This is a genomic window from Gilliamella sp. Pra-s60, from assembly GCF_009795755.1.
Lineage (GTDB): Bacteria > Pseudomonadota > Gammaproteobacteria > Enterobacterales > Orbaceae > Gilliamella.
Genome location: NZ_WTFA01000011.1, coordinates 49938 through 72189 on the forward strand (window position 1 = coordinate 49938; position 22252 = coordinate 72189).

At 34.5% G+C, this 22252-nt stretch carries 19 protein-coding genes; 11 read left to right on the forward strand and 8 right to left on the reverse strand.

The genetic code is table 11. The features are described 5' to 3' along the window. Window positions 1–9: 9 nt before the first annotated feature. Window positions 10–501, reverse strand: a complete 492-nt coding sequence (locus GQ596_RS08330; protein WP_160401216.1) for a PTS sugar transporter subunit IIB — start codon at window positions 499–501, stop codon at window positions 10–12. A gap of 27 nt (window positions 502–528) precedes the next feature. After that, entirely contained in the window at window positions 529–948 is a 420-nt protein-coding gene (locus GQ596_RS08335) for a PTS sugar transporter subunit IIA (RefSeq protein ID WP_160401217.1), read from the reverse strand. Window positions 949–1132: 184 nt separating this feature from the next. Here GQ596_RS08335 and deoC point away from each other — a divergent pair, with 184 nt between their 5' ends. Continuing rightward, the gene (deoC, locus tag GQ596_RS08340) at window positions 1133–1843 is read left to right on the forward strand and encodes a deoxyribose-phosphate aldolase (protein WP_160401218.1); all 711 of its coding nucleotides are present in this window, start codon (window positions 1133–1135) and stop codon (window positions 1841–1843) included. 78 nt (window positions 1844–1921) lie between these two features. On the opposite strand, the gene GQ596_RS08345 is transcribed toward deoC, so the two are convergent. Together GQ596_RS08345 and manA are read right to left on the reverse strand one after the other, a co-directional pair. Then, a complete protein-coding gene (locus GQ596_RS08345) occupies window positions 1922–2650 on the reverse strand; it encodes a GntR family transcriptional regulator (protein ID WP_160401219.1) in 729 nt (242 codons plus the stop codon). A 100-nt stretch (window positions 2651–2750) separates the two neighbouring features. Next, on the reverse strand, window positions 2751–3938 hold the full coding sequence (gene manA, locus GQ596_RS08350) for a mannose-6-phosphate isomerase, class I (protein WP_160401220.1): 1188 nt from the start codon (window positions 3936–3938) through the stop codon (window positions 2751–2753). 542 nt (window positions 3939–4480) lie between these two features. On the opposite strand from manA, the gene prfA reads away from it, so the two are divergent. From prfA to kdsA, 3 genes are read left to right on the forward strand one after another with little or no spacing between them, the layout of a single operon-like run. Further along, a complete protein-coding gene (gene prfA, locus GQ596_RS08355) occupies window positions 4481–5566 on the forward strand; it encodes a peptide chain release factor 1 (protein ID WP_160401221.1) in 1086 nt (361 codons plus the stop codon). Then, the gene (gene prmC / locus GQ596_RS08360; RefSeq protein WP_160401222.1) at window positions 5563–6399 is read left to right on the forward strand and encodes a peptide chain release factor N(5)-glutamine methyltransferase; all 837 of its coding nucleotides are present in this window, start codon (window positions 5563–5565) and stop codon (window positions 6397–6399) included. The genes prfA and prmC overlap by 4 nt, the downstream gene beginning before the upstream one ends. A 16-nt stretch (window positions 6400–6415) precedes the next feature. Continuing rightward, the gene (kdsA, locus tag GQ596_RS08365; protein ID WP_160401234.1) at window positions 6416–7270 is read left to right on the forward strand and encodes a 3-deoxy-8-phosphooctulonate synthase; all 855 of its coding nucleotides are present in this window, start codon (window positions 6416–6418) and stop codon (window positions 7268–7270) included. Between the two features lie 136 nt (window positions 7271–7406). Here the strand turns inward: kdsA and rraB are convergent, their stop codons facing one another. Next, window positions 7407–7802: a ribonuclease E inhibitor RraB gene (gene rraB / locus GQ596_RS08370; RefSeq protein WP_160401223.1), complete on the reverse strand. Its 396-nt coding sequence runs from the start codon at window positions 7800–7802 to the stop codon at window positions 7407–7409. 70 nt (window positions 7803–7872) lie between these two features. Here rraB and GQ596_RS08375 point away from each other — a divergent pair, with 70 nt between their 5' ends. From GQ596_RS08375 to GQ596_RS08400, 6 genes are all read left to right on the forward strand, one after another. Next, window positions 7873–8703 (forward strand): PHP domain-containing protein, encoded by an 831-nt coding sequence (locus GQ596_RS08375; RefSeq protein ID WP_202112471.1) that lies wholly within the window; start codon window positions 7873–7875, stop codon window positions 8701–8703. Between the two features lie 105 nt (window positions 8704–8808). Beyond that, the gene (locus GQ596_RS08380) at window positions 8809–9429 is read left to right on the forward strand and encodes an L-threonylcarbamoyladenylate synthase (RefSeq protein WP_160401224.1); all 621 of its coding nucleotides are present in this window, start codon (window positions 8809–8811) and stop codon (window positions 9427–9429) included. A gap of 80 nt (window positions 9430–9509) precedes the next feature. After that, window positions 9510–10526 carry a 23S rRNA pseudouridine(2605) synthase RluB gene (rluB, locus tag GQ596_RS08385; protein ID WP_160401225.1) on the forward strand — a complete coding sequence of 339 codons (1017 nt, stop codon included), beginning with the start codon at window positions 9510–9512 and terminating at the stop codon, window positions 10524–10526. A 252-nt stretch (window positions 10527–10778) separates the two neighbouring features. Beyond that, a complete protein-coding gene (locus tag GQ596_RS08390) occupies window positions 10779–12167 on the forward strand; it encodes a hypothetical protein (RefSeq protein ID WP_160401226.1) in 1389 nt (462 codons plus the stop codon). A 235-nt stretch (window positions 12168–12402) separates the two neighbouring features. Then, a complete protein-coding gene (locus GQ596_RS08395; protein WP_160401227.1) occupies window positions 12403–12813 on the forward strand; it encodes a hypothetical protein in 411 nt (136 codons plus the stop codon). A gap of 40 nt (window positions 12814–12853) precedes the next feature. Then, window positions 12854–13609 (forward strand): hypothetical protein, encoded by a 756-nt coding sequence (locus tag GQ596_RS08400; RefSeq protein WP_160401228.1) that lies wholly within the window; start codon window positions 12854–12856, stop codon window positions 13607–13609. Between the two features lie 502 nt (window positions 13610–14111). Here GQ596_RS08400 and GQ596_RS08405 read toward each other — a convergent pair. The 3 genes from GQ596_RS08405 to argS form a co-directional block, all read right to left on the reverse strand. Further along, window positions 14112–15128: an amidohydrolase family protein gene (locus GQ596_RS08405; RefSeq protein ID WP_202112472.1), complete on the reverse strand. Its 1017-nt coding sequence runs from the start codon at window positions 15126–15128 to the stop codon at window positions 14112–14114. Window positions 15129–15557: 429 nt separating this feature from the next. Then, window positions 15558–17897 (reverse strand): penicillin-binding protein 1C, encoded by a 2340-nt coding sequence (pbpC, locus tag GQ596_RS08410; protein ID WP_160401229.1) that lies wholly within the window; start codon window positions 17895–17897, stop codon window positions 15558–15560. 103 nt (window positions 17898–18000) lie between these two features. Continuing rightward, entirely contained in the window at window positions 18001–19734 is a 1734-nt protein-coding gene (gene argS, locus GQ596_RS08415; RefSeq protein WP_160401230.1) for an arginine--tRNA ligase, read from the reverse strand. 547 nt (window positions 19735–20281) lie between these two features. Here argS and GQ596_RS08420 point away from each other — a divergent pair. Continuing rightward, on the forward strand, window positions 20282–21850 hold the full coding sequence (locus GQ596_RS08420) for a hypothetical protein (protein ID WP_160401231.1): 1569 nt from the start codon (window positions 20282–20284) through the stop codon (window positions 21848–21850). Window positions 21851–22252 lie beyond the last annotated feature (402 nt).

Here is a 22252-nt window from a genome sequence, read left to right on the forward strand (position 1 = left end):
GGATGAACTTTATAACGTGTCATATTTTTTTTTCATAATTGACCAACTTTTAGGCTCATCGTCTGGTAAAAGTTGAAATTCAATCTTGATACCTTGAGCCTCAATATATTCAAAAGCTTTATAGTCATTTTCATCAATAGCAACTGTTCGTCCTAATACTTTGGCTCCTTCTCTAGTATTCATACATCCTATATTTAATGTTGGATTGAGTTTAGCTCCAGCCCTGAGGAGTTTTTCAAACGTTTGTGGTGAATCACTAATTAAAAAAAAGTTTTTTGTTGATTCCATACCTTGTTTTATCTTATCTACACCTTGTTCAACGGTATAAATACCAATTTTTAATGTACCTGCAGCTGCTTTTAATACACGTTTACGTAATTCGTCCGAGGCAATATTGTCACCTACAACTAATATCCCATCCACCGGTCTGACTTTTGTCCAACGTGTCATTATTTGACCATGAATGACACGATCATCTACTCTGGTTAATGTAATTGTCATAAATTCTAGCTCCTATCTTATAATTTATTAAAAATCAATGTCTTCATCATTATTTATTGTAATCGGAGCCAATAAAACCGAAGTTTTGCCAGCTTCTAAAATTGAATTAAGCATATCCGGTGTATTGGATTCTTCTAATGAAGTGCCTGCTTGGATTAGCATAGGTAAATTTAATCCAGCAAATAAAAAAACTTTATCAGGATGAGCAAGCATGTAACGTAATGTCTCGTTGTAAGGAGTCCCTCCCATTATGTCACTTAAAACGATCACCGCTTTATTATTACTTATTTGTTCGTCAAGAACTTTCGTCAATCTAAATGAAAAATCGCCAATTCCGTTTTCATCAAGTTTGACTGCAATGATATTTGAAGTATCACCTGCAATCATTTTATAACTCGTTAAAATACCTTCACATAAATCGCCATGTGACGTTATAACTATTTTCATTATGATGGACTCCTTGTGATTATTGTTTAAATATATATTTACATATTATTTTTGCTAAAACAAATGAATTGAGTTGTGTTTTTCAGTAATTGAGAGCTTAATCACGCTTTTAAAACAAATGGTATTGACAATGATTTTATTTTTTTTAATATAATGTAATTACATATTTAAGGTGAGGAACATTATGAAAAGTTATTCTTTATTAGAGTTAAGCAAATTTATTGATCACACAAATTTAAAACCTGATGCAACAGCCGCTATGATGGAAAAGCTTTGTAAAGAAGCAAGCGACTATAATTTTAAAATGGTAGCGATTAACCAGGTTCAATCGAAGTTATGTGCAGGATTATTAAAACACACTAAAGTAGATATAGGTGCTGCAATTGCTTTTCCCCTTGGTCAAACAAGCATTGAGTCAAAATGCTTTGAAACGCAAAATGCGATCGAAAATGGAGCAACTGAAATTGATTATGTAATTAATATATCTGAATTAAAGGCTAAAAACCTGAAATATATAGAAGATGAAATGACTCAAATTGTTAATATATGTCGCAAACATAATGTAGTCTCGAAAGTTATTTTTGAAAATTGCTATCTAACAAAAGAAGAAAAAATAACACTGTGCAAAATTGCTGTTCTAGTCAAACCTGACTTTATAAAAACATCGACAGGATTTGGGCCTTCGGGAGCAACTCTTGCTGATGTTGAATTAATGAAAAAACATGTAGGAGATACTGTAAAGGTAAAAGCTGCGGGAGGAATACGTAATGCTAAAACATTTAAGCAAATGATTGCAGCTGGTGCAGAGCGGATAGGTACAAGTGCTGGTATTACTATTATTGAAGAGCTAAAACAAGAATTAAAAAACAGCAAAAAAGACATGATTGTGATTTAATATAATCTATATCTAAGCAGTTTTTTCACGTCTTAAAATACCCACTAATAAGTGGGTATCTTTATCATAACTTATAGTTTAAGCAGTGTGATTTAACTCAAAAATAAATGAATTGATATCGCCACGATATTTAGAAATTGAATATTCAATTGGTGTTCTTCTATGCGTGTAACCAATTGAATGGAAATAAAAAATGGGGTTCCCTTCTTCTATATCTAATAAATCACTTGTTGTTTCATCAGCTTTGATAACATCCAGCTTTCTACGAATTTGTAATATTGGAAAATTCATTTTTTGTAATACTGAATATAGCTTTTCTTGTTCAAAGTCATTATTCAAAAAGTCAGGTAAAAGTTTTAATGGCAAATAAGTAGTGACTAATACAATTGGTTTATTTTCTGCATAACGTAAGCGGACTAATTTATAAATTTCATCTTGTTCATTGATTTCTAAATGGTTCGCTATATCATTAGTTGCTCTATCAATTTTGAATGTAATAACTTGTGTTTTAGGATGAAGACCTTTTCTATTCATTTCCAAATCATAACTTTCAATAATATGTGTAAACTCTTGATTTATTTTTTGTTGTTTGACTATAGTTCCTCGGCGTTTTCTACGTTCAAGGTAGCCATCATTAACTAAATATTGAATTGCTTGACGCACGGTGGGTCTACTGACTTGATAAATCTCTGTCAATTCAGCTTCTTTAGGAATTAATTGACCTTGTGCATACTCACCTGATTGAATTTTTTTCAATAAATCTTGTTGGATGAAGAGATGACGTGGAATTTTATTTTTATGACTCATAATGATGATAACATGTATTAATATGTTAATACATGTTAATATATTGTTTTTAGTATGTAAAATTATTATCCTAAAACTAGTTATATTATATAGGTATAGTTTAATTAAAAACCTTAGCCAAAATACCATTTCCTTTGTATCGATAAATTTTAGTATTATATGCAATAAAAGCTGATTCACCATTTGTTAACGTTAATGATTTAGATTTCGTTGTGATGGTTATTTCTCCAGTAATGCATAAAACAATTTGAGGGCTGTTTACTTGCTCTTCATGTAGCTGGTTATTACTTTGAATAATTTCAAATTTAAAGTCATTTACAGGTACCGAAAAAATGTCTTTATTTTGCATCTTTACTGGTTTTATTAATAACTGTTCTAATTTTAGACTTTCAAAATTGGTATTTTGAATAAACTCTTGCGTATTAATTAATTTATTTGTCAAACCAGCTCTTAAAACATTATCTGAATTTGCCATAATCTCAAGTCCTGTACCGCATAAATAAGCGTGAGGCGTTTCAGCTTCTAAAAACATCGCTTGTCCAGGTTGTAGTTCTATAATATTTAAAATTAATGGCATAAAAAGACCAATATCATTCGGGTAATCATTAATTAGTGATTTAATTGTTGTATAAGGTTCCTGATCAAGTTTAGTAATATTGACTAATAATTGTTTAATCGCATGGGCTTTATCTTCTTGTGAAAGATTAAGTAAAAATTCAATGAATTTCTTTAACTGAAAAGGAGTGCGATTTTTCCGAAGAAGTGATATTTGTAAATTAATAACAGGTAAATCTAAATTTTCAAAAAAAGATAAAATCTCATTAATAGGTCGAAATGAACGCATGGCTTTAAATGGTGTTAAAGCATAAATCAGTTCTGGTTTATGATTAGAATCTTTATAATTTCGACTAGGACTATCAATTGCAATACCGATTAAGTTTTCTCGTTCAAATCCCTGTTCGGCATTTATCTTGGTTGGGTGGACTTGAATTGATAAAGCTTTATTTGCTGAAAGAATCTTAAACAAAAAAGGAAGAGAAGCAAATTGAGTGGTCGTTTTTTCACCCAAAGTATCTAAAGGATTATTTTTAATAAGTTCATCAAGCCGGATTTTGTGATTTTTGTTAATAACAGCTAAAGAACACCCCATAGTATGGGCCCCCATCCAAACTTCTGCAATTGGCTCTCGTGTTGAATTTTTGAATCCAAATAATTTGGGGATATTATCAACACTACCCCAGTAATAATTTTTGAAAGTATTTTCAAGTTTCCAGATAGTTTGGTTCATATTTTTGCCTCCCAAAATTTATCTAGTAATGTCAATATTTTCCTATGTGATGTCAGTACCGATGATTATTTTTTTCATCTTTAGAATTCATATAAATAAAGTTAGTATTGATTTTAGCTTTTTATTGGCTGGATTCTAATCCTTCTATTTTAAGAAAATATTGTACTACCCCTCTGCGCTTTATGACTGATAAAATGATTTGATCGCTATCATAATAACTATAAGTATTTTTTATTATGTTAGTTTTAGTGGTAATTGCTGAAAAAATTACTCATTTCCCACGATAAAACAGGAAGAAAAAACAATATTTTTCTTTTTTCTGTTTTGGATGTTATAGGGTGATTGTTTTTTTTAAAACATTAAAAATTTATTTCTGTGACACGAGTAACATTTTTAGCATATTGATTTATCATGAATTACAAATTTTCTTTGTTACATAAATTAGCTTGGGCATTGCAAGGATAAGCCTAAACTATATTTTCAAGGCAATTAAGTATATAATGCCACGCAAATTCAACTAATCTCTATAAAAATATATTTTTATGAAATCTTCAATTATCAGTAAGTTAGAAACGCTACAAGAGCGTTATGAAGAAGTTCAAGCTCTATTGTCTGATGCTTCGGTTATTGCCGATCAAAATCGCTTTCGCACTTTGTCTAAAGAATATTCACAATTAACTGGTGTAGTTAAGTGTTTTACCGACTGGAAGCAAACCCAAGAGGATATTGAAACAGCCAAAATGATGCTGTCTGACCCTGAAATGAGCGAAATGGCACAAGAAGAACTCAACGAAGCACTTAGTCGGGTTGAAGAACAAGAAACACAATTACAAGTACTATTATTACCAAAAGATCCCAATGACGATTATAACTGCTTTGTTGAAGTTAGAGCAGGAACGGGTGGTGATGAAGCGGCTATTTTTGCTGGTGATTTAGCTCGAATGTATACAAGATTTGCCGAGTCGCGCCATTGGCGAGTTGAAATTATGAGCGCAAATGATGGCGAACATGGCGGTTATAAAGAAGTCATTATGTTAGTGAGTGGTGATGGGGTGTATGGTAATTTAAAATTCGAATCGGGTGGACACCGAGTTCAGCGTGTGCCAGAAACCGAATCACAAGGTCGAATTCATACTTCTGCTTGTACTGTTGCTGTTTTACCAGAAGTCCCTGAAGCAGAAATGCCTGAAATCAACCCAGCTGATTTAAAAATTGATACCTATCGCTCATCTGGAGCCGGTGGTCAGCATGTTAATACAACAGATTCTGCTATTCGTATTACCCACATTCCTACGGGCATCGTTGTTGAATGTCAAGATGAGCGATCGCAACATAAAAACAGAGCTAAAGCGATGTCAGTTTTAGCCGCTCGTATTCAAGATGCGGAACTACGTAAACGCCAACAAGAAGAAGCATCTACAAGACGTAATTTATTAGGTTCGGGTGATCGTTCAGATAGAATCAGAACATATAATTATCCACAAGGTCGTGTTACTGATCATCGAATTAACCTAACGCTTTACCGTTTGGATGAAGTTATGGAAGGGAAGTTAGACATGTTGATCGAACCAATTGTACAAGAATATCAAGCCGATCAATTAGCCGCTTTATCGGAACAAGATGAATGACCTATTTACAATGGCTTAAAAGTGCATCTCAAACCTTAACAGATAGTGAAAGCCCAAAGCGAGATGCTGAAATTTTACTGAGTTTTGTTACGCAAAAAACGCGGACATTTTTAATGGCGTTCAGTGAAACATTGCTAACTGATGAAGAATTGATCGCTTTATCTGAATGTTTAGAACGCAGGAAAAATGGTGAGCCTATCGCTTATATTACTGGCGAAAAAGAGTTTTGGTCTTTGAAATTTAATGTCTCCAGTGCGACGTTAATACCTAGGCCTGATACTGAAAAATTAGTCGAACTAAGTTTAGAATATTTACCTAAAGTACCTTGTGAAGTATTGGATCTTGGTACTGGTACTGGGGCGATAGTGATTGCTATGGCAACTGAACGCCAAGACTGCTTATTTACCGCCATTGAAAAAAGTAAAGATGCTCTAATATTAGCGCAACAAAATGCAGCTCAAATAGGGGTAAATAATGTCTATTTTTTACAAGGTGATTGGTATAAACCAATAAAAAACCGTAAATTTTCAATGATTGTCAGTAATCCACCTTATATCGAACCAACTGATATTCACTTATCACAAGGTGATGTTCGTTATGAACCAAGAAGTGCATTAGTTTCAGAAGATGATGGTTTAGCTGATATAAAACTTATTGTACAAGGCGCAACTAAACACTTAAATCAATATGGTTGGTTACTAATAGAACATGGCTGGAAACAAGGCGAAGCAGTACAAACCATTTTTAAACAACACGGATTTCAATTAGTAGAAACCTTTACCGACTATAGTGGTAATGATAGAGTTACTCTTGGTCGCTGGTTTAAACCCTAACTAGGAAAATTTTATGATGCAGCAAAAAAAAGTCAATGTTGGTAATATTACGGTCGCTAACGATCTCCCATTTGTACTATTTGGTGGTATGAATGTGCTCGAATCTCGTGACTTAGCAATGAAAATCTGTGAACATTACGTGACAGTTACTAATAAACTAAATATCCCCTATATTTTTAAGGCTTCTTTTGATAAAGCTAATCGCTCATCAGTGCATTCTTATCGTGGTCCTGGTTTAGAAGAAGGGCTTAAAATCTTCCAAGAGCTTAAGCAACAGTTTGGTATTAAAATTATTACCGATGTCCATACTGAAGCGCAATGTCAGCCTGTTGCTGATGTCGTAGATGTAATTCAATTACCCGCTTTTTTAGCAAGACAAACTGATTTAGTTGTCGCTATGGCTAAAACTGGAGCGGTCATTAATGTTAAAAAACCTCAATTTGTCAGCCCAGGACAAATGGGCAATATTGTCGAAAAATTTGAAGAAGCGGGTAATGATCAAATCATTCTTTGTGATCGTGGTAGTTGTTTTGGTTATGACAATTTAGTTGTGGATATGCTTGGGTTTAACATTATGAAAAAAGCAAGCAACGGATCACCCGTTATTTTTGATGTTACTCATGCACTGCAATGTCGTGATCCTATGGGAGCGGCCTCAGGTGGCCGCCGTGGTCAAGTAACTGAACTAGCTCGTTCAGGTATGGCTGTTGGAATTGCTGGACTATTTTTAGAATCACATCCAGATCCAAATCATGCAAAATGTGACGGACCATCAGCTTTACCACTAGCAAAACTCGAACCTTTCTTAAAACAGATGAAAGCTATTGATGAGCTAGTAAAAAGCTTTGATGAAATTGATACAGAAAGTTAATATATAGATATTAAGAAAAGAGAAATGTGAATTATTTCTCTTTTTTGTTTGTTATGTCGTTAAGTTAGAAAAACTATAAATATTCTTATCCAGTTACTGGATAAGAATAACGCGTAAGAAAGGGAATTGATGATATTTAATGAAGCGTTTTCATTAGTTCAGTTTCATCAAAATCGTCATCATTCCCATCTTCAAAATAAGTGCCCCAACCATCATAATTGACACCAAATTGAGTAGTAAGTACGATGATTTCTGCAATTTGAGCATTTATTAGTTCAGCATTGAGTGGACTTTCGGTAACAATATCAAAAGCGATAACAACATTGCCTGTATCGTCTATATCTTCATCAGGATCGGTTGCTTCATAACCTAATTTATAGACTTCTACTGCTACTTTTTCTAATTTATCAAAATCTTGTGATGAAACGTGGTGTTCAATGATATAAAGCGCATGAGGATCGCTACCATCTTCTAATAGTTCTTCGATAATATTGTTAGTATCTTGCTGAGCAAGACGAATTCGATCTTTCATAATATACCTTTTAGTGGTCGAGCAAATTGTATGGTATATTACACGTTTAAAAATAATTTTCGAGAAAAAAGTGATTGTTGATTTACATTCTCATACTACTGCATCCGATGGACTTTTAACGCCCAATGAACTAGTGAAAAGAGCGGTGAATAATCAAATTGAACTTTTAGCTATTACCGATCACGATTCTATTAAAGGTTTAGAAGAAGCACAACAAACCATAAATGATGAAAATCTACCACTTAAGCTAATTTGTGGTGTTGAAATATCAACCTATTGGAAATGTAATGAAATTCATATTGTTGGCTTAAATATTGATATAAAGCAACCTAAACTATTAACGCTTTTGGCATTGCAAGAACAAAAACGACTAGAACGCGCTATTGCAATTGGTCATAAATTGGCTAAAGTCAGTATTGAAAATGCCTATGAACAAGCGCAGCAATATGCTAAAGGTGATATCGTATCACGGGCGCATTTTGCTCGTTTTTTGGTTGATAAAGGCATAGTAAAAGATATCAAACAAGCGTTTAAAAAATATTTAGGCAAAAGCGGTTATGCTTATGTTGCACCTAAACATTGCACCATTGCTGAGGCCGTTGATGTTATTCATCAGGCTGGTGGCATTGCTGTATTAGCTCATCCAACGCGTTACGATTTAACGGCAACTAAGCTTAAATCATTAATTACTGAGTTTAAAAGTTATGGTGGCTCGGCTATTGAAGTATCACAAAGTCGACAAACACAAGATGATTTACGTTTTTTAGCAAAATTAGCCAATGACTTTGAATTATTAGCATCACAAGGATCGGATTTTCATGGTGTTGATACCTATTTAGATTTGGGTAAAACCACCCCTTTGCCAGGTAGTGTTACACCGGTTTGGCATGATTGGGTGTAAGCAAGCGCTTGAACATAAAAATTGCTTTATGTTTAAAGGTAACCAACATTAATAGTCTTATCAAATTGAAACTTAACATATTTTAAAGATAAAATTGAAAACATTATGAGCCAAACTTTTTATATTCATCCCGATAATCCTCAAACCCGATTATTAGAGCAAGTGGTAACCATATTAAAAGACGGAGGTGTTATCGCATTTCCCACCGATTCTGGTTATTCACTTGGTTGTTTATTAGACAATAAGTCCGGTGTTGAGCGTATTTGTCAAATTCGTCAACTTGATAAACATCACCATTTTACCCTAATGTGCCGTGATCTTTCTGAACTATCTAGTTATGCTTTTGTAGATAACACAACTTTTCGGTTACTAAAAAATAATACTCCAGGAAAATATGTCTTTATTCTACAAGCAAGTAAAGAAGTTCCTCGACGATTAATGAATGAAAAACGTAAAACAATTGGTTTGCGTATACCTGATAATAAAATTGATTTAGCACTACTCGAATTATTAGGTCAGCCATTAATGACAACGACATTGATTTTACCTAGTGATGACCAAGCACAATCTGATCCTGAAGAAATAGAAGATAAAATAGGTCATCAACTTGATGCCATCATACATGGTGGTTATATAGGTGAACAACCGACTAGCGTGATTGACTTAACTAATCACTATCCAGAAATTATTCGTCAGGGCAGTGGAGACATCAAACCATTTGAATAATTAATTGTTTTTATTGTCGATATTTCGACAATAGTGTGAATAGATAAAATGATACCTGAGAAGGTAACAGTGAGGATAATATGAAAAATAGCAGATCGGTATTACCACAACTTGTCAAAAAGACGAATAATGTTAAGTTTAAAGCGAAAGAAAGCAAGCCTAACGAAAAACCGAAAACGCCAATTGCATCAACAGCAACACGAAAAACATCAACGCGTGATAATACCGAAAAACTACAAAAAGTATTAGCTAATTTAGGTAATGGATCACGTCGTGAAATTGAAGCCATGATTATGGCTGGTAAAATCAGTGTAGATGGTAAAATTGCCACATTAGGCGATCGAGTTGATGTTAATGCCAATCCGAAAATTCGTATCAATGGTCATCTGATTCAACTTAGAAGTAAAGAAAAAGAAATTTGTCGAGTACTAGCTTATTACAAACCAGAGGGTGAAATTTGTTCTCGCAATGATCCACAAGGAAGGGCAACTGTTTTTGAACGTTTACCTAGATTAAAAAATGCACGTTGGATTAATATTGGACGGCTTGATATTAATACTTCGGGCTTATTATTATTTACAACCGATGGGGAATTAGCCAACCGCCTAATGCATCCACGCCACGAAATTGAACGTGAATACGCAGTGCGAATATTTGGGAAAGTCACTGATCAACAAATTTTTCAGCTACGTAAAGGGGTACAACTAGAAGATGGTCCTGCATCGTTTAAATCAATAAAAGCGCAAGGGGGAGACGGAATTAATCAGTGGTTTAATGTGGTCATAACCGAAGGTCGCAACCGAGAAGTGCGCCGCATGTGGGAAGCGGTAGACGTACAGGTTAGTCGATTATTACGAATCCGCTATGGCGATATTTCGTTACCTAAAGGATTATCACGAGGTACATGGCTTGAGTTAGATATTGAATCAGTCAATTACCTACGCCAAATCGTAGGTATGCCACAACAAGAAAAAAGCTTTGTCAAAACATCATCTGACAAACGGATGCAGCGCCCTAAACGAGCTAAATTGACCAACTTATCAAAAGCCCAACGTTCAACACGTCAAGCAACTGCTAAAAAAACGACCAGAAAATAGCGTTTTCTACTCTCAATAAAATGGACCTTATTGAGAGTTTTTCGCATCATTATCTAATCTTCTATTATTTCCATAATAATCTATTAATTTTAATTTAATTGTTGTTTAGCAAAAAAAGTTAATAAATTATCTAAAACTTTTTATAAGCTAATCTGAAATCATTATTGAGTAATTTAATTAGTTACAACTAATCAAATAGTTTTATTTGCAATGAATTGGTCATTTAGTTAAAACCAACTGAAAGGAAATATTATGAGGATAGTCATAACAATTTTATTTATTTTTCTTTTAACAGCTTGTCATGTTCGTACCGCTGATGATGCGTATAAAGAAGGAAAATATTTAGAAAGTATAAATTTATTAACAAGTAGCATTGAGGAAAAAGGCGAAGCAAAATTTGATAAAGAGAAAGCTGAAAAATTACGAACGATGGTCAGTAATATTATGGCTCATTACGAAACCAATTTAGCTAGTACACCAAGCAATGATTACAAAAATCGTATTGATATTTATCAATGCTTACTTAAAATGAAAATGATGCTAAGAGATCGTTTTTATAGCCAAACAGTCAGTTTTTTCAATGATAAATACGATATCACAAACCTAGAACAAACCATTGCTAAAGAATATTATGATTATGGTAACTCCATAACTGGCAGAGATAGCCAAAGCTATCAACAAAAAGCAGAATTATATCATAGAGGTTTAGAGCTATATAATTACAAAAATATTGAAGCGTTATACAAAAATGCCAATACCAAATATATGCAACTTGCTGCTAAAGAGTATTATGATCAAGGTAAAATACTAGAAAAGCAAGGTAACTATAAAGCGGCTGCGGACGCATTTAATAATGCTTCGGCTGTATACAAACCTCTTGGTAAGTACAAAGATAGCGACAAACTTTCTATTGATAATGATAGAAAATATTCTGAACAACAAGCAGAAATGGCCTATGACCAAGCTCAACAACTAGCAAAAACAGCAACTCATCGTTATCAATTCCGAGAAGTAGCTCAATACTATGCATCAGCAGCTTCAGCTTATCGACAATATGGTTATTTTCGTGATGCAACTTCACAAGCAGAAAAGTACAAGAAAAAAGGAAAAATTAAAGTTTATTATAATTCTTCTGAATTAAGATCTTATGTATTAGATATATTAAGTAAAGATTTTATAGAATTTATTATTTACGAACCAAGTCAGGCGGATGTCACAATCCGTATCAGGACAAATGTTGAATTTTCAGATCTGGGGCAATCAATTAACAACGAAACCAAAACCGAAAAAGTATTTGATAAATATGTTGAAATTACTGACGAAAACGGCAATAAAAATCAAATCAAGACCTATAAAGATCAACCATTCAATTTAAAAACGGTGACTCACAGCAACAAACTTACCTTGACGACTGAAATTGAGGCTCATGGCGTCTATAGTTACAGTAAATCATTTAATATTGTTAAAACATCTGCAAAGCACGATTATATCTATTCTGGCAATGTACCAGCAAATTTGCGTAATCATAGTGAAGGAACATTACAAAGCAAAGATAGCTTACTTCAAGCGGCAGAAGAACAGCAATTAACAGAATTAAAGGTATATCTTGAAGATATGGTTCGAGATCTTTCATATTTATAATTACTATAAGTGACATAACTCAAACTTAATTGAATAAAAACGACTTACTCATTGACGTTCATTTTAGTCAATGAGTGTTCAATGAGTAAACTGAATTCTTATTTTTTGCTTTTCACTAAATTTGCTAGCGTGTAATGCTGATGACAGAGAGATTATAAAAATTAATAATTAGAATTTAAATCAATTAACTGTTAGGCTAAGCCAAACCAAAACGATTTTAACTGGAAGGTTTAATATGAAATTATTTAGTTTTATATTTGCTTTGATAGCATCTGAAGCGTTTGCTACTGGTGATAAAAATTATGAATGGATAAATGAATATGTATTTAATCATTCTATATCTTACAATTATTTCAATAAACTTTTAGATTCAAAAAAAGAGGATCAAACCCTATTTGCTATGGCATATTTAAGCGGTGTTGTTAATACACTTAATCTTGAAAACGTAGCAAATAAAGTGGAAGGTAGACCATTAATATATTGTTCAAACAACTTAATCTCCGCTCCTGAGGTAAAACAACTTGTTCAGCAATATGCAAACTCTTTTAATGGTGAAGCCGTAAAAAAATTTGGAGATGATGATTTGTATTATATGGTGAGGTTCTCACTAAGATACTATTATCAATGTCCAACAAACAAAAATTAACTTATTTATAATAAAAAATTTAAGGAATTATAAGATAAAAATGATACATAAATTTATTTTGCTCAATGTCTTTATTATTGTATTAGTGGGATGTGATAATAAACCTAAATTTGATCGAGTACAGGCTTTAAATGAATATTCTCAATTTGTTGAATATGCCCCTTATTCAAGATACATTAAAAAACAAACTATTAATACTTATCTAAATGATTCAATAATAAGTACTACAACAATTTATGGAGATGAAAAAGGTAGGTGCACTTATTCAGATATTCAATTCACTAATTCAACGGTTTTTAATAGTAACGAACACATTGATTATGACAAATTAAAGTTTAGTGCAGAAGAGCCTTTATTTTTTATTTCTATTAAAGATGGTGATGTAATATTAGATAAGCAAGATAGACTCATCAAACAAGTTAGTCAAGATGGCAAAACGTCGTTTTTAACTAATTATGAAAAGAACCAAATAGTCAGTTTCTTAATTACATCTCCTACTCTAAATGTGGAAACCAAATATGTTTGGCAAAAAGATTTTTTAATCAATCAAACCGAAATGGCTTATAACTCCTTTCCAGAACATTTTTACAAATTAAACAAAAACATTACTTATGATATTGATGGCAAGATAACTCAGTCTGAATCAGTAGGAAATTTCCTAACAATACAATACAAAACTATATCATCTTATAATAATTGGAATGAGTATGGTGATTGGACAACTGAAACCATTATCGAAAAACTGGACGAAGAAGAAAATGAACTAAAAGTAGTCCGAGAAATAGAGTATTGGTAATATATAAAAATGACTCAAATTGTTTACAGTATTTCTTAATCATTTTTAATTATTTCTGACAATTAAGTTTTTTAATCTATCCAACGCGTTAGTTATTTGTTATTTCAAGGTGGCAGTTAATTCTGTCACTATGTCCTCCCATTTTTAGCACACACCTTGTACAGAAAATTACGCTGTCTGTTTTTGTGTTTTAATCCTCTTTTCCCTTTTATCATAAAGAATTTTCTACTTTTGAGTAGTATTATTGAGGGGATAGTTATAGGCTATTTGTGATAAACATCTATAACTAACGATTATTTAATTAGTAAAAAGTATTTAAATAGCCTTTTAAATATTTTTCAGAAATTATGCTTAAAAAGTGGTCAGGAAAGGTATTGATTTTATTGAAGTTTTTTATTGAATTATTAAATAAAACAATGAAATAATCAGTCACTCATCGGCATCATTTTTTCAAATAAATACCGATGAGTAACCTATTTGGTTAAGCTTACTCTAACCAAAATCAATCAATACCCAGTACCATTCGCCCATTTTTAGTTGCTACATTAACCACATTATCTAAATCGGTATAACGGCAGCCTGTCACTAATAATTTAAGTTCTTCCCACATATTACCCGTTGAAAATGGTAGCATGTAATCGCTGACATTATCCGTGCCAATAGCAACAGGAATACCCGCAGCAGCGAGTTCATCCACTGGCGTTAGTGAGTTACGAGTAGGGCCATGCTCTTCACGGCGAGGGCTATCGATCCAAGCAAACGGACAGGCGATAACCATCATTTTGGCTTCTTGCATTTTTTTGTAAAGTTTTTGGCGGTATTCTAAACTGTGTGCAGTAATTGATATGCTATGAATCGCAACCACACGCCCATGCATACCGTGTTCAAGGGTTTTATCAGTAAGCTGTTCTGTTTCGATTTCATCTTGTGAGTTAAATTGGTCAACATGCACATGCACCATTTTGCCTAATGATTTACCAGTTTGCATTAACACGTCAAGATGTTTAAGTCCCATACCTTCGCCATGATCACGCTCATCACGGCGTGGCAAACCGCCAATAATATCAACTAAATCAGCGCCTTTATCAAACCAATAACGCGCCTCTTTATCAATAACGCCTTTAAGGGTTTGATTGACTAATTTTATGATGATGTCGTTTTTATAGGTTTCTCTAGCCCGCAATGCCCCTTTAATGGCGCGTTCTTCTGCAATGGGGTCAATATCAACAAACGATCCCATAGCGCTAACACCTTGTTCAATCATTCGCTCAACCGCCATACTAAAATGTCGATAATAATCATCTTCGCTCATCGACGCTTTGACTTTATCTAACGTATCCCATTTTTCAATTAATGATTGTTTTTGATAAACATCAAAACTATCAACCGAAATAGTAAAAGCACGATCTGCATGCATATGCGAATTAACCCAACCACCATTTTGCTTAATTTTATTGATTAAATAAGCTTTTAAACTTTGATCTCGACTGGTTAATAACATTTTTTTATTATCGGTCATAATCTGCCTCTACAATTCTGTTTTAAATAAGATGGATAAATCGTATGGTGCAGACAAAAAAAATCCCCCAAAAAAGGAGGACAAAATATAATATCAATAATTTTATTGATTAAAACGATTGATTTACTATTACTCATTGTACAAACGCCATATCGATTCAAAACTGCAGGAATTCTAACCAAAATATTGGTAATAGCAAGTACTATAATTCATAAAATATATAAATAAATGAAATAGTTAAAGTATTATTTTTTAGATTTTTCGCTTTTGAAAAACATTTTTAATCAGTTTAATGTCTATAAAAATAAGATATTTAATACTAACTAATTATTTATTAATAATAATTTATTGTCACAAAAATGAGATTGCTCAATAAGTTAACATTGAGCAATTAGTAACTATTCATTTATGGTCAGTTAGCATAATTTATTAATTAAACAGCTCGACTTTAATATTACGCGAATCGCTCCGTCCCATATCATCAAGCACTAAAATTTTAAAAGTTCCACTTTCGGTTGGGATCCAACTAATGGCGCTTCTTGGTGAGGTTTGACCTATAAAATTATTATTTACAAACCAATAAAGCGTTTTTACATCGCCATCGCTGTTAGCGGTAAAACTGATTTGCTCATTTTTTTGTTTTGCGGTTCTAAATTGATAAACCACATTCTTGAGTGGTGAGGTTATTTTGGGTGGATCACCAAAATAATTTTGTGATGAACTACAATGTTTTGTTGAAGGGGGGGATTTTTTAGGAATCCCTGCTTTTGCAAAAACAGCCGCTAAATCTGATGGCCAATATTCAAAAACAGCTAAATGAGAAGTTGTAAAATCATAAGGCGGACAAACGGCTTTACCTGTTTGATTATCGATCATAACAGGTCTAAAAATCGTATCGGGATTAATTGGCGATACACCAGGAATAAACCACGTTTTCCCTTTTGCTTTACACCATTGCGTTAGTAAATTACCACTAGTTAGACAAACATCAATGCGTTTTAAATTGGGTGGTAATGGACGATTGGGTTCACGCAAATTGGGGTAATAGGCATTAATGCTATCAACAATATTAAAAAATAGCGGTGTGGCAGCATCGACACCGACGAAGGCGTTATTACCACTGCCATCAAAGTTACCAAGCCAAACTACCATAGCATAATGACCAAAAGTCCCTGCTGTCCAAGCATCACGAAACCCCCACGAGGTGCCTGTCTTCCAAGCAACCGGTACGACATTTTTTTGCATTTTACTTAGTACATCTTGTGGACGAGTGTTTTGCTTTAACATATCAATAGTCATAAATGCCGCTTGTGGACTTAATAACTTTTGTGGTTCTGGTAAGGTTGTTGATTCAGTAAATTGTAGCGGTTGCCAGCGTCCTTCATTGGCTAACATGGCATATAAACCGACTAACTCTTGCGGACTTACTTCACCACCACCCAACACTAAAGACAAACCATAATGTGCTTCATCGGCAAGTTTTTGAATATGAGCATTAACCAAAAACTGGTAAAAAGTAGGATTATTCAATTTTGATGCAACCCATACGGCAGGAATATTACGGCTATGAATTAATGCATCGGTTGCTGAAATGGGACCACGAAAGTTGCGATCAAAATTTTCAGGTGTGTAGGCCCCAAAATCGGTGGCGACATCCTTTAAAATCGTCCTTGGATGCAACACGCCTTGATCTATTCCAAGCGCGTAGATAAATGGTTTAAGCGTAGATCCAGGCGATCGTTTAGCCATTGTGCCGTTAACTTGACCTTGAATCGAATTATCAAAATAATTCGCTGAGCCGATCAGCGCTTTCACTTTCATGGTTTGCGTATCAACTAAAATCACCGAAGCATTATTAATGCCTTTTAAACGATTGCGCTCGATAAACGCATTGACTTGACGATGGATAATTTTTTGCAGATTACTATCTAACGTGGTTTTGACTTCTTGTGTTTTGTCATGTTGCTCATGAATGATTTGATTCACAAAATGGGGGGCAACAAAGGGCACTCGTTCAGGTTGACGCAAAACTAACTTTTGCGAAAAGAGCGCTGCAATATGGCTATCAACAGGATATTGTGCTTGCCAGCGTTCAAATAACTGATTTCTTGCTTTTACCAACGCTTTGCCAGCAAAACCCGTTTTACGATCAACTCGAAAGGTAGGGGATTGTGGTAAAACGACTAACGTTAACGCTTCGGGCAGGTTAACTTGTGACGGCGGTTTATTAAAATAGATAAATGATGCCGCGCCCACGCTTTCAATATTGCGTCCAAAAGGGGCATAATTTAAATAAGCCTCTAAAATATCGTGCTTGGAATACATCAACTCTAACTGTATAGCCCTAGCAATTTGATGCAATTTTCCGCCAATCGTTCGGGTATTTAAACGCCAATGCATGCGAGCTAGTTGCATAGTAATCGTTGAGGCGCCTTGCCGATTACCACCAGTTAAATAGGTTGCACTAAAAGCCCGCATTAAACTAAATGGATTGACGCCAAAATGACAATAAAACCACTGATCTTCGTGCAGTAATAAGCCGTTAACAATATCGGGGGAAATATCTTCCAAAGGTGTCCACAACCGATAACGATCATCGTCAGCTAATGTCATGCGAATTAGCTGATTATTGTTATCATAATAACGTGTCGAAAAAGTTAATGGTTCAGAAAGTGAAGCGTGGGGATAGAGCCGAATGGCAACAAGCGCAATGGTTAACAGCAGTAATGCCATTAACTGATTTTGGTGGCGGATAATAAACCTAATCATCGATAGCTATACATTCACAAAATATTGCATATTAGCAACGCAGCCACTTATGTTGTTATGTCTGTTCGATATTATAAATCCATCAACATAAGTGGCAATTTTGTTACATTTTCTCAACTGTCTTAATACCTAACATATCAAGACCAATTTTGAGGGTTTTTGCTGTTAATGACGCTAATTTCAAACGGCTTTGTTTCAAGCTTTCGTTATCTGCCGTTAAAATAGGGCAGTTTTCATAAAAACTTGAAAACAGCGTTGCAATTTCATAAAGGTAAGCACAAAGTACATGTGGTGTGCCTTCGTTTGCAACGGTTGAAATGGTCTCATCGAATTGAATTAAACGTGTTGCTAAAGCGCGTTCTTTATCGGTGTCTAAACAAATATCACCCGTTAAACTGTCTTTTGCAATATTAGCTTTTTTGAAGATAGATAACACACGCGTATAAGCATATTGCAAATAAGGTGCAGTATTGCCCTCGAATGACAACATATTATCCCAATCGAAAACATAATCAGTAGTACGGTTTTTTGAAAGATCAGCATATTTAACCGCACCAATTGCTACCGCATCGACAATTTTAGCAAGTTCGCTTTCTGATAATTCAGGATTCTTACTACGAATTAACGTTGTTGCACGTTCGCAGGCTTCATCAAGCAAGTCATTGAGTTTAACCGTATCGCCAGAACGAGTTTTAAACGGCTTTCCATCTTTGCCCAACATCATACCGAACATATGGTGCTCAAGTTTTAAAGATTCTGGCACATACTTAGCTTTATGTACAATAGCCCAAACCTGCTCTAAATGCTGATGTTGACGGGAATCGGTATAATAAAGGATACGATCAGCGTGCAACGTTTCGTAACGGTATTTAGCACAAGCAATATCGGTTGTAGCATAAAGGTAACCACCGTCACGTTTTTGGATGATAACACCCATTGGCTCGCCTTCTTTGTTTTTATATTCATCTAAAAACACGACAATAGCGCCGTCGCTTTCAACGGCTAGTTTTTTCTGTTTTAAATCAGCTACGATTGTTGGCAACATACTGTTATAGATACTTTCGCCCATGGTATCTTCAACGGTTAACGTGACATTTAAACGTCGATAAGTGGCAATATTTTGCGTCATGGTAATATCAACTAGCTTGCGCCACATATCACGGCAATACTCATCACCGCCTTGTAGTTTAACAACATAATTACGCGCTTTTTCAGCAAATACGTCGTCTTCGTCATAGTGTTTTTTAGCAGCACGATAGAATGATTCTAAATCTGAAAGCGCCATATCATTGGCGTGTTCATTTTGCACTTTTTCAAGATACGCAATTAACATACCAAATTGAGTTCCCCAATCGCCGACATGGTTGGCTCGAATCACATTATGCCCCAAAAATGATAAAACGCGCACACTCGCATCACCAATAATGGTTGAGCGCAAGTGACCAACGTGCATCTCTTTAGCAACATTAGGCGCCGAATAATCAACTACAATGGTTTGTGGTTTGGCAGGGAGGGTGATATTGAGTTTATCACTGTTTAACGCAATTTCATTTTGCTCAGCAATCCAACTATTTTTTAAAAAGATATTAATAAACCCAGGCCCTGCAATCTCAACTTTTTCGGCAACATCATCAATATCTAAATGTTGCAAAACAGCCTGAGCAAGATCGCGAGGTGGCATCCCAAGTTTCTTAGCAACAGCCATAATGCCATTGGCTTGGTAATCACCAAATTGAGCTTTGTTTGATTGCTTAATTAAAGCGTCACAGTTCTTATCTGCACCCGCCATAATCATAGCTTGCGAAACGCGTTGCGTTAATAATTGTTGAATATTCACACTAAACCTAATCGATTATCATAAAATGGCTAATATCATACCGAAAAAGTGATAAATTGTCACTTCGTGGATACGAAGGGGAATTATTCCCCTTTAAAAACAAAATAAAAAACTTTAATAAAATCAATATCTTTCCTGAATGGTTTTGGATAAAAAATAATGTCTTTTTAGCTTTGGTAGACGGGATAGATTCTGAAAAGTCGTTGACATAAAAATAAGGTAAATCACACAGTTTGGAGTGGTTTTTGTAAAGTTTTTTTGTTAAAAAATAACCTAATTGCTATTTAAAAGCTTTTCAAAAAAGATATTGATTTTATTGATTTTTTCATTTTTAGTCAAAGCTATTATTCAAAAAAATGCACAAATTTTCAAACTAAAATCCAGCCTTGTTACTAACAAATATTTACAATAAATTAACAAAAATAACAACATAATATTATCGGCAGACATTATAATTTCAACGCTTTTTAGCATGGATTTACTCATTAATTGAGTGAAATATAAGAAATATAAATAAAACAAGGAATTACCTTACAGGTTAATCGTTATGCGTTATCATAATTTGCATCTAGCTTGCCAACCCTACGCTTTAAATTCTATTCATTTTCATCGTAGTCGAAAACAGAATCAATTCTTACTTTTATCACCGAAACCATTGAATTCGGTTTTATTTCCGAGATTATCGACAGAATTGTCATCTAGGTTGAAGTTCTTATCGTTCTTATCCAAGTCACCGTTATTTTTTGCGCCATTGTTATCATTGACGTATTCGCACACTTCACAGGCGTTATCGGCTCATACCTCAAGCGTAATAGAGGGCAGTGCACCGTATTTAACGCTTGACGGGGGACGAACTAAGGTAACAAATACAGACGCACTGTTGGTTATCACATTACCGGATGGTACAAAAATCACACCGTCAACCAACACCTCAAGCGCTACCAATCCAATAATATTATCGGCTGAACATTCTTTTGGTGATATTGGCATGTTGGTGCCTCTATCAAGCTATAGCGTTAGTTTAAATGACTTAATTACCCAAGGTTACTGGGGGGATGATGATGGCGATAGCGATGCAACAGCAACAGGAAGTTTATCGGTAGCGATTACCGATAAAAATGGTCGTTCGGTCAATCGTAGTGATACATTAAATATATGTACTGCACCTTACAAGATAACATTAAGTTGTACAAATGGTAGTGTAACTACACGGTATGGAGTACCGAATAGTCACACTTTCAATGGCAGTTCGGTGGCTTATTATATTACTCCACCATCATCACCAACTATCTGTTCGGTAAAACCAAACCTATATAATGGCACAGGTATCTTCGCTGGACCACCTAACATCTGGGAGTACGGTAGAGGTTTTTTAACTCAATCTACAAATCCATCATCTTATGGTCTTAATTTCCCAACTACTGGGGCTGATGGATTATATTTTGATTTAGAAATTGGTGGAGTGGATGAAAGCCAGTTGACTTGGTCTCCTGTCACACATGGTGGGATAACAGCTACCGTAACAAGAATAATTCCTAATGACAATTGGATTTCTATTGTTGATAGAAAAAAAACCGTAACACGGGTAACTTTAAATGGTCCTAGGGCCAGTAGTGATCAAATAAATGCAGAAAACCCCAGTCCGCTCAACACCCCATCTTTACCTCAGGTATTCGAATTAAAAGGAAAAAATAGCAAAGGTGATGCTGTCGTAAAATATGGATTTAAGCTAGGACTGTGGTTTGTCCATCGTGGAGAAAAAAACGATACATCGCTTAATCAAATAACTTGGTGTAGTGATTTGGGGTATCGTATGCCGCAGGTAAGGGAATTAACTAATGCGGTTTGTTCTGGTTGGAATTCAGGAAGCTGGTGTCAAGATGCTGTCGGTGCTACACCACCATCAACTGGTAATTATTACCTACGTCATATAGGGGCAGGCTTTTTCACTGAGTGGGGTAACATGCAAAATTATATTGATTCAGGGTTTATCTACAATAGGTATTGGATGAGCGGTAGGACAGGTAACTTCCAGTTCGTTGTCGACTCATCTGGTGGTTATGTGTACAGCTACAATGATACTGTTCGCCTTTATGGACTTTGTACTGCACCTTAAGTCCTTAATCCTTAAATTGTGCGATAGCTTATGGTGCTAATTAAGGATAATTAATTAAAGAATCAAGCTCCCACGTTAGCTAAGGCTAGCACTGTTATGGTTAATTACCACAACAGCACTAGCCACTTCAAATAATTAAATGTATTTTATAAAAAATCGGTCAGGAAAGGTATTGATTTTATTGAAGTTTTTTTGAGGTGTTTTTAACCAAAATCGCGATTAAAAACCGCTACCTAAAACAGCGACTAAAAACGACCACTCAAGCACCCATAAAAAATGCCACTACCCCAAAAAAACAAAGCAACCCCTCCTCACGCTCTAACAAATCTTTACAATAAATTAACAAAAAAAGTGGCAGATTATTCGCCATCAAGCTATAATTTTAAGGCTTATTCAAGCAGG